The sequence below is a fragment of the Priestia sp. JSM ZJ58 genome, assembly GCF_044383985.1.
GTDB classification, from domain to species: domain Bacteria; phylum Bacillota; class Bacilli; order Bacillales; family Bacillaceae_H; genus Priestia; species Priestia zanthoxyli.
The window spans coordinates 871,281-887,702 of the sequence record NZ_JBISEM010000001.1; the positions used below are offsets into that span (position 1 = coordinate 871,281).

Below are 16,422 nucleotides of genomic sequence, written 5' to 3' on the forward strand. Positions count from 1 at the left end.
CATAATTTCATTTATTTGCTGAATGGAAGCGAAATGCTGCCGCGTAACAAATAAAAAGACGAGAAGCAATCAAGCTTCTCGTCTTTTTATTTGCGAAAATTAATTGTTTCCAAATAGGAAATTGTATGGTACGATTTGATACGTTAAAAACGGCCTTGATTTTCGTGAAAGTCGAAAATCGTATAAAAAATTCATAAGAGGTGATAAACCATCATGATGGCAAGTATTAAACAGCAGTGGTTTTCAAATGTTCGAGCAGACATTTTGTCAGGGATGACAGTTGCTCTTGCGCTTATTCCAGAAGCCCTTGCTTTTTCCATTATCGCCGGTGTCGATCCTATGGTTGGTCTGTATGCATCTTTTTGTATGGCAATTGTGATTGCTTTTACAGGTGGAAGACCAGCTATGATTTCAGCTGCAACAGGAGCAATGTCTTTATTGATGATTAACTTAGTCAAAGATCATGGCATTGAGTATTTATTTGCAGCTACTGTTTTAACCGGAATTATTCAAATTTTACTTGGTGTTTTGAAAGTAGGAAGGTTTTTATCGTTTCTTCCTCAAACAGTGATGATTGGCTTTGTAAATGCGCTCGGTATTTTGATTTTTACCGCACAGCTTCCGCATTTTGAAGGAGCAAATTGGATGATGTACGCAATGGTAGCCGGAACGCTGCTCATCGTCTACTTATTTCCGCTCATGACCAAGGCAATACCATCTCCGCTTGTTGCGATTGTCTTGATGACGATTGTAGCGATTGTCTTTCATTTAGATTTAAAAACGGTAGGAGATATGGGGAATATTACGCGTTCATTGCCGGTTCTTCACTTTCCAAAGGTTGATTTATCAGTGGAGACACTGCTCATCATTTTACCTTATTCGCTTCCTTTGGCGATTGTAGGCCTACTTGAATCTATGCTAACGGCAACGGTACTGGACGAAATTACAGATACGCCTTCGAATAAAAATAAAGAAGCGCGCGGTCAAGGCATTGCTAATATTGTAACAGGTTTCTTTGGAGGAATGGCTGGCTGTGCCATGATTGGACAATCTATGATTAATGTAAAATCAGGGGGACGTGGAAGGTTATCTACCTTAGTCGCCGGAGTCTTTTTATTGTTCTTAATTATGGTGCTTGGCGATGTTGTTAAACAAATTCCAATGGCTGCTCTTGTAGGCGTTATGTTTATGGTAGCTGCCGGTACATTTGATTGGCAGTCCCTTAAAGACTTAACGAAATATCCGCTATCGGATGCCATTGTAATGGTTGTTACGGTGGTTATCGTATTGTTTACACATAACTTAGCATTAGGAGTAATGGTAGGTATTGTTTTAAGTACGATTGTATTTGGCTGGAAGATGGCTAAAATCAAAACAACTTCACAAAAAGAAGGCAATATGAAGCAATACAGGGTTTCAGGGCAATTATTTTTTGCTACCATCAGTTTCTTTATGGATGAATTTCAGTATGAAACAGACCCAGATACCATCATTATTGATTTTAGTTCTTCTCATATATGGGATCAATCGGCCGTGATCGGCATCTCAAAAATTATCGATAAGTATGAGCGATTGAATAAAAAGGTTATTGTAAAAGGATTAAATGAAGACAGTAAAAAAATCGTTAGGCAGATTGGCTTAACGTCGCTGTCGAACAAGTAAAAAAGGTGTGCAGTAGCACACCTTTTTTACTTGTTTCGTTTTAGTAGCTGTATGAGCCAGGTGGAAAAAGAAGTTGTAGATGAAGGTGCGGATGTCTGTTTTAACAAAATAGCATAGGCTTTGCGACGATATTGGTAATCAAGCATGCATATCTACTCCTTTTAAAACAGATTTTGAAAGCGCTTTCTTTATTGTAGCATGCTTAATAGGGAGATAAAAGAAAAAAGAGAGACCATTGTCTCTCTTTAATCATTTCCAAACATATAGCGTTTGTGATGCCATGAGATTCCAAACATCAGACCCATTGCAAACATGTTCCCCATCAGTGAACTACCTCCATATGAAATAAAAGGAAGTGGAATTCCGGTAATAGGTAAGACTTGAATGGTCATACCGATATTTTGAAATACGTGGAACGTAAGCATTGAAATAACGCCTACACATAAGTAAGAATTGAATTCATTTTTTGTTTCAAGCCCTAGCTTGATCAAGTAATAAACGAGTACGAAGAAAAGACTAATAACAATGCTGGCGCCTATAAAGCCAAACTCTTCTCCAATAACCGCAAAAATAAAGTCGGTCTGTCCTTCTGGCAAATAGACAACTCCATTTCCGATCCCTTTACCGTTTACCATTCCTGACCCAATCGCATCTAACGATTTCTTTAAATGATAGCCCTCTCCCGAACTATACGACTCAGGATCAAGCCAAGAATAAATACGTCCAAATTGGTATTGCTTAACCCCTAAATACTTTTCTAATAAGTTAGGTGCATAAACAACAAGTCCCAAAATAACAGAACCAACCGCTGTAATACCTAAAAATGCAGGCGCGATGATTTTCCAGCTTACGCCTGAAACAAATACAAGTCCAACTGTGATTGCTAAGAACACAAGAGCGGTACCTAAGTCAGGCTGCTGCATGATTAACAATAAAGGTAAAGCAAGTACAGCGCCTAGTTTACCAAGCAGTAAAAAGTCTTCTCTTACTGTTCGGATACGATATTTTTCATTGTGTTTAACAATGACCGTACTCAGTGTGATAATCAAAAACACTTTCATAAACTCTGATGGCTGCAACGAGAAGCCGGGAAGTGTGAACCAACTTTTTGCCCCGTTAATTTCTCTGGCAATACTTGAAGGAGCCACTAGTAAAAGAAGCAATAAAAAGTTCCCAAATCCATAAAAAACCCACGTTAGCTTTTGAAGCTGATCGGAGTCAAAACGCATGACAAATCCTATAATCACCATTCCAATAATATAAAAAACAACTTGTTGCGCTACGAAGTTCTTATCATACTGCCCAATTTTTTCAGCACTATGGATTGCCACAACGCTTACGCAAAACAATAGGAAGATTAGGAAAGCCAAGTTCCAGTCAAATCTACTAACATTTCTTTGATTTTCACCCATATTATTCACCTGTCACTATTAAATCTCATTCTTTCTTTATGATAAAAGAAAAATGCTGGTTTTTAATGCAAAGTCGATTAATGAAGAGTCGCACTAACCCCGCTTTGCAGTTTTTGCTTTGAATATAGACTTGCTAAAAGTAAGAAAAGATATGTCGCAAGCTGCGTTACCATACAGCCTTTTATTATACATGAATTATTCTATAACATAAATAGGAGAAATGATAACAATTTCTTTTTTCTAAAAACTCTATTTGTAAGGATTGATTCAATTCATCTTCTTTATCTCCTTAAAGGTTAATATGAAAACATACTATAGGAATTTATCTTTTTTTGCACGTGAAAAGATAAAGAAACGTGTATATATATAACGAAAGAAAGGGGCAAATAGTTTCATATGAACGACTGAAAAATTCTAAACTGCGAGGACTAAATCTAGCAAGCTATACATATGAATAATAGTAAAGGTAAGAGAAAGTGTTCTACACTATCTTTTTCTACATGCAGACATTCAACTTCTTAGCTCCCTACAAGTAAACAGTCATAGTCTACTTTCTTACTGATGAACGTATGGAAGGCATGGGGTAGATTACCGAATAAGAGACACAGGATATTAGGAAAATAATAGATAGAGATTAATAGAATCATAACGTAGAGAGGTGTGTTTATGATTATAGGGGCAAGTTTGACAGCATTTTTATTATTATGGTGGACAATTTTTTATAGCGGGCGCTACCATCATTATGTTTCAGAGCCTGTTGGCAAAAGAATTTCCCTTCACGTAGGAATACATGTTACCTTAGTGGTTGGAGTGAATGCATGTCTCTGGCTTGAGCAGCCGCTGCTTTTTTCTAGCATTTTAGCAGGGTGTGCAGGACTAGGAGCCGGATGGTTTGTGGGGATTCCTTTTTCGGTAAAAAGTATTTTAAGCGGAATAATGGGGGGCATAGGAACGAGTGTTAGTTTTTATATCTCTATGAGTATGTGGATAGATCAATTTAACTCGCTGTCTTTTTTATTGATAGGAACGAGCGTTATTTTTAGCGGAAGCTCGTTATTTCAAGTGTTAAAATCGATTCCGTCATTTGAAAAGGTACTGGTGAAAATGTGGGTTCAACATCCTTTTCTGATAGCGCCTATTTTGATTACCGTATTTTGGCTGTATAATTTTATTGAAAAGTATTTTCCGCAAGCAGATCCAACACGCAAGTAGTTTCCGTGTTGGATTTATTACTTTCTCCCATAAGGCTCCTCTTTAAGCTTACCAAGTTTGACATCGTTCAATTAGTCTATAGAAGGTAAAAGTAGACATTCACCTATCTTCATTATGATGCATATTGTAACGTAGCAAGCATTATAAAGGGGGAGTGCGTATGTATCCATATCAATACGATCCACGTTTTCAAAATTTGTTTCCACCTGGAGGAGGCCAAGGGTTTCCGTCGTTTCCACCTGGAGGAGGAGGTCAGGGCTTTCCGCCGCCGCCACCTGGAGGAGGAGGTCAAGGCTTTCCACCATCGCCACCTGGAGGAGGGGGCCAAGGGTTTCCGCCGCAGGGAGGAGCGCAGCCGCCTTCAAGTCCGCCGCCAGGTTTTACACCTGCACCAAAGCTAGGTTCAGGAGGTCCATCACTTTATGCTGTTGATCCAGGCGCTATTTCAGGATGCCTATACCGATACACCTATATATGGCCGAGAAATGGTCGACCTTACTGGTTTTACCCAACCTTTGTAGGCAGACGCTCAGTTGCAGGATATCGCTGGACAGGATCTTTCTGGGTGTATGCTGGGGTAGATGTGAATCAAATTCGAGAATTTCAATGTGTATAAAACTCCGCTTGCGGAGTTTTTTTGTGCGAAAAGGTTGACGCATAAAAAATGACGTTATATAATAAATCTCGAATTAAAGATAATTTGTTTAGTAATATCTCGAATTGATAATAATATACACTTTTTAGGAGATGACATTTATGGCAAATGTATTATATGTAAAAGTAAATCCACAGGTTGATGAAGCATCATTTTCAACTCGTTTAGCACAGGTTTTCTTAGATGAGTATAAAACAGCAAACCCGACTGATACAGTGACAACGCTTGATCTGTATAAAGAAACAGTTCCATTCATCGATGGAGATGTTTTAGCAGCATGGGGAAAAGCTGGAGCTGGTGAAGAATTATCAGCTGTTGAGTTAGAAAAAGTAACGCGTATGGGTGAATTAGTAGAGCAGTTTTTACAAGCTGACAAAGTTATTTTCTCAGCTCCAATGTGGAACTTAAGTTTCCCTCCACTAATGAAAGCATATATTGATAACATTTTAATTGCAGGAAAAACGTTTAAATATACTGAAAATGGTCCAGTAGGATTAGCTTCAGATAAAAAGGTAGTATTACTAGAAGCTCGTGGAGGCGTGTATTCAGAAGGCCCTGCGGCAGAGCTAGAATTTACTCAAAGCTATTTACGTACAGTAATGGGATTCATTGGTGTTCAAGATTTCCAACTGGTTGTTGCAGAAGGCATGGCTTACACGCCAGCAGAAGCAGACAATATTCTAGCAAAAGCATCTGAAAAAGCAAAAGAAGTTGCGTCAACGTTCTAATCTCAAGAGGCTGGGACAAAAGGATTTTAGACGAAGTGAAAAACGAACCACTGATCAAGATGTTTGATTAGTGGTTCGTTTTTTTTGTTACGGTGAACGTAGGTTTCATGTTTGTAAGTCTTTCTAGCAGTTGATTGGAGGGCAAGCCGAAGACTCCTGCGGGAAAAGCGGAATAGGTGAGACCCCACAGGAGCGTATGCGACGAGGAGGCTCAGCATCCGCCCGCGGAAAGCGAAGTCGTGCACGGAAATCAACTGCGGTGTCAAAAGCGGTTCGGCTCATGTATACGAGTTATTCGTCTTTAGATTGGATTCATTTGTTTATGTCTTAACCTCTTTTTTAGGGTTGAAATTCAATATCCACCCTTCAGAAGATGTAGAAAGGGTTACATAAAGTGCAGCATAGGGAACGTGCTTCTTATAAAAGCGCTTATACATTTTTATTTACAAGATAAAAAAAGCATGGTTAAATAATGACCATGTTAATGTACCATCAGGATAGGGGAAGTTTTTCTGCAGAATCATTGGGGTATGCTACAAGTACAATCTAAAAAAGGGTGATTGAGATGTTTAAAAAATTATTTGGTAATAAGACAAAATCAAAAGAAACAACCGTTCTAGCTCCGCTTTCAGGTAATATCCTGCCAATCAGCGAAGTGCCAGATCCAGTGTTCGCACAGAAGATGATGGGAGACGGTTTTGCAATCGAACCTTCAGAAGGACAAGTTGTTTCACCCGTTGCTGGGGAAGTCGTTCAGCTTTTTCATACAAAACATGCGGTAGGCTTAAAAACAGAAGCCGGTACAGAAGTATTAATACATATCGGCCTTGAAACAGTGGCAATGGAAGGCGAAGGATTCGAAGCTCACGTAACACAAGGTGACAAAGTAAGTGTAGGAACACCTCTTATTACATTTGATTTAGCGCTTATTCAAGAAAAAGCGAAAAGCATTATCACACCAATTGTTATTACAAATAGTGATGCAAGTGAAAGTTTCGAAATTTTGGCTCAAGGGACGGTTCAAAAAGGCGAAACTGCTTGTGCAAAAGTAACGATGAAGTAATAAGCAAGGCCTTTTCCTTTAAGAAAGGAGAGCGCATTTGAAGATATTAAAAGTGTTAAATAACAACGCCGTTGTCTTTAAGGAAGGCGGAGTTGAAAAGATTGCGATGGGTCCCGGCATCGCTTTTCAAAAAGGTAAAAATGATCTTATTAATGCTACAAAAGTGGAGAAAGTCTTTGTCATGAAAGAAGAACAGGAAAAGTTTCAAGAACTATTAAAAAATCTTCCTGAAGAGCATATTCAAGTGGCGGAAGAAATCATTTCGTATGCTGAGCAGCAGCTTTCTGCTACGCTAAGTCATCATGTGCATATTGCTTTGAGCGATCATTTATCCTTTGCTGTCGAAAGGATAGCCCGCGGAATTTCCATCCAAAATAAATTGCTTAATGAAATTAAATCACTCTATCAGCCTGAGTATGCAATAGGAGTGTGGGCTCTTCAGCATATCAAAAAGAGGTTAGACATCACGATGCCGATTGATGAAGCGGGATATATTGCGCTTCATATTCATACGGCGAAACTGAATTCACCGGGAATGCAGCAGCTCATGATGAATACAACGATTATTAATGAAATGGTTACGATTATAAAAAAAGAGCTGAATATGGAGATTGATGAAAACAGCATGTCCTATCAGCGTCTGCTGACTCACTTGCGCTTTGCGTTAAATCGTTTAGCGCAAAATGAACCTTTTCATGAGATGGATGAAGAGATGCTCGACGTATTAAAAGTCAAATATAAAAAATCGTATCAGTGTGCTGAAACGATAAAGCAATTTGTCAAAGAGGAGTACGATATTAATTTTCCAGAAGCGGAGTTAGGCTACATCACGCTTCACATTTGCCGAATAGAGCAAAGAATATAGAAAAAAGCATTGACGAATATTGTTGTATTGAGTACAATGAAAGCGTATTAATTGAATAATCGGGATTGTGACTGGTAAAGCAGGCAAGACCTAGAATGCGCATAAAGGACAAGTGTGTCTTTTATAAGCGTGTTTTAGGTCTTGCTTTTTTTATGACATACAACAAGGAGGAAGTAAGATGGACGTAAAAGAAATTGCTAAAAAGCTTGTTCCGCTTTTGGGTGGAAAAGAAAATATTGCTAGTGCCCAGCACTGTGCTACGCGTTTGCGCCTCGTTATTCGAGATGAAAGCAAAATCGATCAAAAAGGTTTGGATGAAATAGAGGATGTAAAAGGGGCTTTTTCAAATTCAGGACAGTTTCAAATCATTTTTGGAACCGGTCTCGTTAATAAAATCCACGCTGCTTTTGTTAAAGAATTAGGCGCTGAAGAGGCTGCTGCCCCAGTAGATCACCAAGAAGAAATGAAGAAGAAGATGAACCCATTTGCCCGTTTTGCTCGCATGCTTTCCAATATTTTTGTTCCGATTATTCCAGCCATTGTAGCAAGCGGTTTATTAATGGGATTGCTCGGTATGATGAAAGCGTTCCACTGGGTCTCAGAAGATAGTGCGTTATTTGTTTTATTGGACATGTTCTCAGGCGCAGCATTTATCATTTTACCGATTTTAATCGGGTTTTCAGCTGCAAAAGAATTTGGTTCAAACCCTTATCTTGGAGCGGTTATCGGAGGGATTTTGACGCATCCGATGTTATTAAATCCATGGACATTAGCAGATGCTAAGCCAGAATATATGGATTTGTTTGGCTTAAGTATTCCGCTGATTGGCTATCAAGGTACGGTCGTTCCAATTTTATTAGCTATTTACGTGATGAGTAAAATTGAAAAGGGCCTGCGGAAAATTGTGCCGAATTCGGTTGATTTACTTGTTACGCCTTTTTTAACTGTTATTATCACGGGCTTTGTGTCACTTGTGTTTATTGGTCCTTTCGGCCGTTATATTGGAGATTTAATTTCCATTAGCCTTCAGTCTCTATACGATGTAGCCGGAGTGTTTGCAGGAATTTTGTTTGGTGGCTTATATTCAACCATTGTATTAACAGGCTTGCAGCATAGTTTTCATGCTATTGAAGCAGGGCTGCTTGCTAACCCGAAGATTGGTGTTAACTTCTTACTTCCTATTTGGGCCTGCGCGAATGTAGCGCAAGGAGGAGCAGGGCTGGCTGTTTACTTTAAGACGAAAAATGCCAAAACGAAGAAAATTGCGATTCCGGCGGCTATTTCTTCTTTCTTAGGAATTACAGAACCGATTATTTTTGGCGTCAACTTACGGCTTCGCAAGCCATTTATTGCTGCGGCTATAGGCGGGGCAGCCGGGGGAGGCTACGTTGTACTTATGCACGTAGTAGCCAATGCATACGGACTCACAGGTATTCCAATGATGGCAATCGCCGCACCGCTTGGTATGAGCAATTTAATTCACTATATCATCGGTATGATTATTTCTGTGGGTGTAGCATTCGGCGTTACGTGGTTCATGAAACTAAAAGAAGACTGAGAACCAGCGCTAAGCATACGAGAATAGGATTAGATTTGCTCATCATATTTTATGATGAGCAAATTTTGTGTCGTAAATATGAAACTTTTTAAAAAGTAATACGTAGAACAGTCAAAGAGATAAGTTGATGTTGTGTAACAGGAACGTAAATGCTACACTACATATATTGGATTGTACTATTATAGTCAGAAAGAGAGCTGGCACATGGAATTTTATCACGATCTTTTTCTATATGCGCCGTATTTATCTGCTTTCGTTTTATACATCCTTTGTTATTATATGCTTCGTGAAGCTAGGTTTACGGCTTTTCATGCGGAACCTGTCACTGACCATGTGAATGCAGGGATCGATCCTTCAGTATTAACGATATGGAAAAGACGAAATGTATTTATACATGTGTATAGAAAAACACCAGTTAAAGAGAAGAATAATGATGAAGAAGATCCTTTCCTTCTGAAAAACACTTCATACATTTAGTCATTATTAGGAGGAAAGAATATGAAAAGAAATAAAAAATTATTATTGCTTGGTTTAATGGGAGCGCTTCTTTTAGCTCTAGCCGGCTGTAGCAGTACAAAAACACCGGTTACGGCTACAAGTGGCGGATTCTGGGATCATTATTTTGTTTACCCTTTATCTATGGCATTAACGAAAATTGCTGAGTGGGCAGGCGGAAGCTATGGTCTGTCTATTATTATTGCAACGGTTATCATTCGTTTAGTTCTATTGCCACTTATTTTAAAACAGCAAAAGAGCACGATGGCTATGCAAGCACTTCGTCCAGAGATGGAAAAGATTCAAAAGAAATATGCTGGTAAAAAAGATCCGGAAACACAGCAAAAGCAGCAAAAAGAAATGATGCAGCTTTACCAAACGCATAAAATTAATCCGGTTGGCGGATGTTTGCCAATCTTTATTCAAATGCCTATTATTATCGCATTTTATAATGCCATTGCACGAACGCATGAAATTGCGCAGCATTCATTCTTATGGGTAAGTTTAGGAAAGCCAGATCCTTACTTCATTTTACCGGTAGTTGCAGCGATTACGACATTCTTACAAATTCGTGTAAGTATGACGGATGAAATTCAACCTCCAATGAAAATGATGATGAACATTATGCCAATCTTCATCTTAGTAGCGGGAATTTCACTTCCATCTGCTCTTGCACTATATTGGGTAATTGGTAACTTATTCGGAATTGGACAAGGTTACTACTTGAAAAAACGTATGAGTTTATTAAAAGAAAAAGATGCGGCTAATAATGCAGCACAAGCTAAAACAAAGCCATCACCAAAATCTAAGTCAAAATCATAATATACAAAAAGCGCAGCTATCCGCTGCGCTTTTTTATTTTTTCAAAAATGTGATGAGATGAGGAGATTTGTGTAACGCTATAAAAAAAGACAGGAGTGAACATGGTGAAAAAAATAGCGTTATGTCTGCTTTTTCTTATGTTGTTCCCTATGCAAATAAATGCTGCCAATACAGTGAAGGTCAGTTTTATACGGCAAGGAAACCTATGGGTATATGATAACGGTACCGAAAGGCAGTTATCCTATGCCCGTCATGCCTCTATACCTCAATGGTCATCACATGGAGATATAGTTGCGTATGCAGAAAATGATTCTTTAATGATTGCACCGTTAAAAGGAAAACCGCTGCTTGTTGAACATGATGTGACTCATTATCAATGGTCACCGGTTGCCGAGGAGCTTGCGTATATTTCGAATGGAATCTTAGTATATTACAACGTTAAAACGCATGAAAAGAAGCGTGTAGCCATAGGAGTTGATCAGTTTTCATGGTTTCCGGAAGGAGATCGATTTTTAATTACGTCAGCTGCTGCGCTGGCGCCCACGGGATGGGGACCGGTAAAGCTATATACAGTGAGCAAATATGCAGGGTTAGATGTGAAAAAAGTAGAGGCTTTTACGACGCTGCCAGCAGAAAATGATTCATTTTTTGCGTATACAACAAGCAGCTTTAAATGGTCTCCTAACGGTCAATGGATTAGTTTTATCGCTATTCCAACGGCTTCGATGTCTGCAGATGCAAATAAGCTGTGCATCATTACAAAAGAAGGAAAAGCTTTTCAAGTGGTGGGAGATATGCTTAATGTACCCAATTGGTTTAAGTGGAGTAATGAAGAGCAAGTACTGGCATTTATTAATGGAGAAGGAAGATTTGCCACCGAAAATAAAAAGTTCACTTTAAAAGAGATGCCCGTTTTTAAAGAACATGTTTTTACGCCAAAAGGCTTCGCAGATTGGGATTTCACTTGGACAGAAAAAGATAACATCATCATTTCACGTGTGCCCGAAGCAGGGTGGTCGAATGATGAAAAAAAGAGGCCGCTGCCTTTTTTATATAGCATGAATGTAAAGACCAATAAGCAAAGTCAGTTCACATTTCCGCAAAAAGGCTTAGGCGATTACGCGCCTGTTTATCATAAAGCAACGAATCAAACGATGTGGATTCGTACAAATCGAAAACAAGCAAATCTTTTAACGCGCGTAAAAGATACGAAAAATGATAAGGTACTCATTTCAGATTTAGACCTGCCGGGAAATTATTATGAGCTGTATCGGTGGAATGAAGTATTTAGCGTGTACAGTCCTTAATAGCTAATTAAAACATAAGAAACTAAGGTGAAAAGATGAATATACGATTGTTGGCAAAAGAAGACGCTGACGTGTACTTTGAACTCCGTCTTCGTGCTTTAAAAGATCATCCCGAAAGTTTTATTTTAAGTTATGAAGAAGAATATGAAAAAGAAATTGCTGATATCAGAAATTATTTTCCAAGCAGCCAATCAGAATTTGTAGTAGGAGCTTTTATGGAAAGCCAGCTTGTAGGGATTGTAGGGTTTCAGCAGCAAAAGCCTTTAAAAGTTCAGCATAAAGGAGATATTTGGGGCATGTACGTAGCCCCTGAAGCAAGGGGGAAAGGTCTTGGGAAGAAGCTGTTAAAAGCCGCTGTTGAACAAGCTTTTTCCAAAACGAATGTTTTGCAAATCTACCTAGCTGTCGCTGCTAAAAATGAAGGGGCAAAAGCCCTATACAAAAGCCTCGGTTTTACTTCTTATGCGTATGAAAAAAGAGCTCTTCAAGTAGATGGTGAATTTATTGATGAAGAGCATATGGTATTGTCTATAAAAAGCCTTTGATCATATCAAAGGCTTTTTTGTACGGGAAAAATTTAGCTGAAACGTATAGAGATGGAAGCACATTCCCCATAAATATGCTATGATTTAACATATAGGATTATGGAGAGGCGAGGCAGCGGATGGAAAAACTGATTGAATTAAAAAATGTTGCAAAAGTATACAAAAAACATACCGTATTAGAAAACATTCATACGACCCTTTATAAAGGAGAGACTGTTGCGATTGTTGGAAAAAACGGGGCGGGAAAAAGTACGTTTTTAAAGCTAATTGGCGGATTATCTAAACCGACTAAAGGAACAATTCACCTTGATAAAGAAACCGGTACGCCTGGATTTGTGGTAGAGCAATTTCCTCAGGAGCTGCGTTTTACCCTAGTAGGTTATTTGCAGCACATGGGACGAATTCAAGGATTGTCTAAGAAAAAGCGCAGCTCTAGAATTGAAGAGCTGCTCGAAACTTTCGAAATGGTAGAGTTTAGACATGAAGAAATCGTTTCTTTTTCAAAAGGAATGAAGCAAAAAGTCAACATGATGCAAGCACTGCTGAGTTCTTCTAAGCTGCTATTGCTTGATGAACCTCTATCAGGATTAGATGCGCGTGCTCAGCTAGAAGTAGAACGAATTTTTACAAAGCTAAAAGAACGAGGGATGACCATTGTATTTACGTGTCATGAAGAAAGGCTCATACATGCTGTAGCAGATCGTGTTATCACTATTGGGTCACAGCGCATTTTAAAAAATGAGCGCGTTCAACTCATTGAGCATTTAACGGTTATTGAGGCAAATGTGATTCTTAATAAGCCACTTCGTTTATTAAAAGAAAAGTGCACGAAAATTGAACAGCACGGAAACTACTGGATTTTTTATATAGATAAAAAATATGTAAACGAGTTTCTTGCAGAATTACTTGCTGTTCAAGGTGAAGTTGTAAAGCTATATCATATGGAAAGGGAAGAAATTTAAGATGGGTGCATTGATTCGCTATCATTTTATTACATATATTAAATCGTATCGATATATTCCGCCGCTTGCACTTTATATTATTTCGCTGTGTATGAACTATACATATAGACCGAACCCGGTGCTTGATAGCTTTTTTAATACGGCGCTTTTCCTCTTTTTTCTAACCACTTGGTTTACAATGTCGCTGTTTCACGCGGAAGATTCCAGTCAAGAAGTTATTACAAAACTTCACGTAGGGAAAAAGAATAAGTACTTTACGAGCAAACTTATTAGCTGTGTTCTGCTGTTTACATTTTTATCAGCGGTTTCAATTGCCTATCCCGTGCTGCTTGATATGTTTGAAGTGGATATATCCACTAAGCAAATGGTGTTTGGGTTTATTATTCACTGGACGTTTAGTTTGCTTGGTATGAGCATAGGTCTTGTTTTTACAAGAGATGTTGTAAGAGAAGGCAGCTTATCGTGGTTTGGACCTCTATTTATTTTAATCATTACGCTTGCAGCGGCAGGTGTTTCATTTCCGTATCAAGGAGGCGGACTGCTGCTGTATGTATTGCCACCCGTATCTGCAATCATTCAATTTATTAACGAAGGATTAAATAAATTTTTGGTGTTTGGCTGGGCTTTGCTTTATGCCATAGCATTAATTAGCCTGTACTTGTGGAGAGCTAATAGAAGAGATGTATAAAGAATAAACACTTGCCGCGGCAAGTGTTTATTTATTATGAAGCACGTTATAAAGACGATCCGGGTAATTAGTAAACATGCCGGTTACGCCCCACTCAATAAGCATTCTCATTTGCTTTTCATCATTTACTGTATAAGGATGAACGTCTAAATCATATGAGCGAGCTTTTTGTACATATGACTTTGTCAGCGTGTTTGCATTAGGACCGATGCCGTTTGCGTACTTTTTGATTTGTCTGAACTGCTGATCTGTTAACATATTGGTTTGCTTAGAACGAATCAGTTGAATTAGTTTCATAGTAGGTCGGTATCGATGGATGGTTTTTAAGCTTTCAGGACTAAATGATTGTACAATGACGTGATCGGTATGAATGTTGTACTTAGCCATCAACGTCAACAACTCCTTTTCCATACCTGGATATTCATGAGGAGATTTTGTTTCAATATAATAGTTTGTTCGATTGCCAAACGTACGGAATATTTCTTCTAAAGTTGGAATGACGGCTTTTTTAGGGCCTTTTCCTGCGTTCAAACGCTGAAGCTGCTTCACTGTATACTGTTTTACATAGCCTGTTCCATTTGTCGTGCGGTCAACTTTGTAGTCATGAATGGCTACAAGCTGCTGATCTTTAGACATGTGAAGATCAAGTTCAATGTAATCCGCTTTTTGCTGGACGGCCGTGAGATAAGATTGCATCGTATGCTCTGGCTCATATCCTGATGCGCCTCGATGAGCAATAATGGCTACTTTTTCTGCTTGAGTAGAAGCTGCCTGCGTATGTATAAACATAAAAATACCGCATAAACAAAAAGTGAGTGAGCTTACAAACCACCATTTTAGTCTCATATCAAAACTCCTTTTTATTGAGGGGTCGTGCATTAGTTTACCAGCGAGATGTTGTGTTCATATTAAGGCTGTGTAAATATTTAAATAAAACGAACCAGTGTGTAATTAAAAGTAATAAAGGCCGATGTTTAGTGAGAAACATCGGCTGTTTTTTCCGGGCGGAGGCTTGTATAAATAACGAGTCTGCGCTCATGAGTTTTCTGTTTATGATCAAATGTTCCCGTACAGGTGATTAAATTAAGCTGGTGTTGAAAAGTTGGACCGAAAATCTCTCTGATAGGAGCAGACTCTCGGGGGTAAGAAGCTTTATTGGTAACAACAAAGGCCAGCTGCTGACCTTGCTGATCGGTTACAAAAATTTCATCTCCTTTTGTGAGCTTGTCGAGATGATAGAAGATAGCGGGTCCTTTTTGGTCATCAACATGTCCTGCAATGACCGCATTTCCTTCCTCTCCGGGTCTTGCTCCAAGCTTAAACCATGCTACATCATGACCATTATCAGGAACGCTCATTTCACCTTGATTAGTAAGGCCCATTCCTTTTATAAAAGCCTTGATATGAAGCTTCGGAATAATAAGCTGAGATGGAAGAGGTGTAGAAGCGGTCCCTGAAGATTTCAAGGATTGAGCCGATTTTGTTTCAGCCATCTTCACAACAAAATCCGTCGAGCTGTTTGCAAATGCTGATTGGGCAAACCAGCTGCTCATGAATAGTATAAAAGAAAAGGTGAAAACCCCTCCTATCCATTTCATTCGCTTTCGTATCCTCTGTGACGACGAACAACAAATATAGCGACCGCTCCAATTCCCAATAAAGTAAGAACCGGCACAATTGAATTATAATTATCCTCTGAAGCACCGCCCATACCGGTTTTTGGCATTTCGGAAGGCATAGCGGTATTATCTTTTAATAACAGCGTTTCAAGGCTGTCGGCTTTGTTAATAGCGAGCACCGTGTAGACCGTGTTGGCTTCTAAATTAAGGTTTGGAATTTCCAGTATTTTTTTATTGTCTTGACTAGTTGCGATGGTTAAATCATAAGTTCCGGCATCTACTTCAGAATAATTTGTCATTTGTTTAAAAGCAGTGTCTTTAAACAAAGCAGGGCCGTGATTAATACCTACATTAACAGCGGGAGCATCTGGAGAAAAGTGAGCAATTCGGATTTTACTCTTTCCTTTAGCTACGTTCATATCATCTTGAGCTACTTTTAATTCTAAGTGTGCAACTTGGTTAATAGCAGCAAGGGTATAGGCTTTGTTTGCTTCGACGGTTACATTAGTTGAAATGACAGGTTTTTCTTTTCCTTTTGTACCTATAGCATATACCTCTACTTTATGAGACCCCGCAGGTACCTTAAGGTAATCTGTCACATCTTTAAACGATGCGCCGACTACGATGCTTTGATTGTCCACATATATATCTACTTCAGGTGCATCAGGTGATGCATGCACAACTCGTATCATTGCCTCCTGCACAGCTGCAGAAGTGAAATTATCTGAAAAAGCTAGCAATAAAACTGCGAGTAAAGAAGCAGCAATAATCTTTACACGGTTCATAACGTTTTACTCTCCTTTTAATCTAAGTTTGTCCTGTTAATCCC

The 16,422-nt window shown here is 38.9% G+C and carries 17 protein-coding genes; 13 read left to right on the top strand and 4 right to left on the bottom strand.

The genetic code is table 11. The features are described from left to right. Positions 1-213: 213 nt before the first annotated feature. Positions 214-1,662 (top strand): SulP family inorganic anion transporter, encoded by a 1,449-nt coding sequence (locus ACH6EI_RS04430; protein ID WP_028415109.1) that lies wholly within the window; start codon positions 214-216, stop codon positions 1,660-1,662. A 245-nt stretch (positions 1,663-1,907) separates the two neighbouring features. On the opposite strand, the gene ACH6EI_RS04435 is transcribed toward ACH6EI_RS04430, so the two are convergent. Continuing rightward, positions 1,908-3,074, bottom strand: a complete 1,167-nt coding sequence (locus ACH6EI_RS04435) for an FtsW/RodA/SpoVE family cell cycle protein (protein ID WP_014458560.1) — start codon at positions 3,072-3,074, stop codon at positions 1,908-1,910. 666 nt (positions 3,075-3,740) lie between these two features. On the opposite strand from ACH6EI_RS04435, the gene ACH6EI_RS04440 reads away from it, so the two are divergent. The 12 genes from ACH6EI_RS04440 (at position 3,741) to ACH6EI_RS04495 (ending at position 13,974) form a co-directional block, all read left to right on the top strand. Beyond that, positions 3,741-4,286, top strand: coding sequence for a hypothetical protein (locus tag ACH6EI_RS04440; RefSeq protein WP_028415108.1), 546 nt, complete (start codon positions 3,741-3,743; stop codon positions 4,284-4,286). Positions 4,287-4,446: 160 nt separating this feature from the next. Continuing rightward, positions 4,447-4,902 carry a hypothetical protein gene (locus tag ACH6EI_RS04445; RefSeq protein WP_028415107.1) on the top strand — a complete coding sequence of 152 codons (456 nt, stop codon included), beginning with the start codon at positions 4,447-4,449 and terminating at the stop codon, positions 4,900-4,902. Between the two features lie 140 nt (positions 4,903-5,042). After that, positions 5,043-5,669, top strand: coding sequence for an FMN-dependent NADH-azoreductase (locus tag ACH6EI_RS04450; RefSeq protein WP_014458563.1), 627 nt, complete (start codon positions 5,043-5,045; stop codon positions 5,667-5,669). Positions 5,670-5,799: 130 nt separating this feature from the next. After that, complete coding sequence (locus ACH6EI_RS04455; RefSeq protein WP_099331239.1) at positions 5,800-6,000, top strand: hypothetical protein; 201 nt, start codon at positions 5,800-5,802, stop codon at positions 5,998-6,000. 234 nt (positions 6,001-6,234) lie between these two features. Next, positions 6,235-6,732, top strand: a complete 498-nt coding sequence (locus ACH6EI_RS04460; protein ID WP_028415105.1) for a PTS sugar transporter subunit IIA — start codon at positions 6,235-6,237, stop codon at positions 6,730-6,732. Positions 6,733-6,769: 37 nt separating this feature from the next. Next, positions 6,770-7,597, top strand: a complete 828-nt coding sequence (locus tag ACH6EI_RS04465; RefSeq protein WP_033579862.1) for a PRD domain-containing protein — start codon at positions 6,770-6,772, stop codon at positions 7,595-7,597. Positions 7,598-7,775: 178 nt separating this feature from the next. Beyond that, positions 7,776-9,155 carry a sucrose-specific PTS transporter subunit IIBC gene (locus ACH6EI_RS04470; protein WP_028415103.1) on the top strand — a complete coding sequence of 460 codons (1,380 nt, stop codon included), beginning with the start codon at positions 7,776-7,778 and terminating at the stop codon, positions 9,153-9,155. A gap of 498 nt (positions 9,156-9,653) precedes the next feature. Then, positions 9,654-10,472: a membrane protein insertase YidC gene (gene yidC, locus ACH6EI_RS04475; protein WP_014458568.1), complete on the top strand. Its 819-nt coding sequence runs from the start codon at positions 9,654-9,656 to the stop codon at positions 10,470-10,472. Positions 10,473-10,573: 101 nt separating this feature from the next. Next, on the top strand, positions 10,574-11,779 hold the full coding sequence (locus ACH6EI_RS04480) for a TolB family protein (RefSeq protein WP_033579863.1): 1,206 nt from the start codon (positions 10,574-10,576) through the stop codon (positions 11,777-11,779). 35 nt (positions 11,780-11,814) lie between these two features. Continuing rightward, positions 11,815-12,324, top strand: coding sequence for a GNAT family N-acetyltransferase (locus tag ACH6EI_RS04485; RefSeq protein WP_033579864.1), 510 nt, complete (start codon positions 11,815-11,817; stop codon positions 12,322-12,324). A 119-nt stretch (positions 12,325-12,443) separates the two neighbouring features. Further along, a complete protein-coding gene (locus ACH6EI_RS04490) occupies positions 12,444-13,286 on the top strand; it encodes an ATP-binding cassette domain-containing protein (RefSeq protein WP_028415101.1) in 843 nt (280 codons plus the stop codon). Position 13,287: 1 nt separating this feature from the next. Then, positions 13,288-13,974 carry a hypothetical protein gene (locus ACH6EI_RS04495; protein WP_028415100.1) on the top strand — a complete coding sequence of 229 codons (687 nt, stop codon included), beginning with the start codon at positions 13,288-13,290 and terminating at the stop codon, positions 13,972-13,974. A 27-nt stretch (positions 13,975-14,001) separates the two neighbouring features. Here the strand turns inward: ACH6EI_RS04495 and ACH6EI_RS04500 are convergent, their stop codons facing one another. From ACH6EI_RS04500 to ACH6EI_RS04510, 3 genes are all read right to left on the bottom strand, one after another. Next, positions 14,002-14,820 (bottom strand): glycerophosphodiester phosphodiesterase family protein, encoded by an 819-nt coding sequence (locus ACH6EI_RS04500; protein WP_028415099.1) that lies wholly within the window; start codon positions 14,818-14,820, stop codon positions 14,002-14,004. A gap of 128 nt (positions 14,821-14,948) precedes the next feature. After that, a complete protein-coding gene (locus ACH6EI_RS04505; RefSeq protein ID WP_028415098.1) occupies positions 14,949-15,572 on the bottom strand; it encodes a class F sortase in 624 nt (207 codons plus the stop codon). Continuing rightward, positions 15,569-16,378: a DUF4397 domain-containing protein gene (locus tag ACH6EI_RS04510; RefSeq protein ID WP_028415097.1), complete on the bottom strand. Its 810-nt coding sequence runs from the start codon at positions 16,376-16,378 to the stop codon at positions 15,569-15,571. The genes ACH6EI_RS04505 and ACH6EI_RS04510 overlap by 4 nt, the downstream gene beginning before the upstream one ends. Between the last annotated feature and the right edge of the window lie 44 nt (positions 16,379-16,422).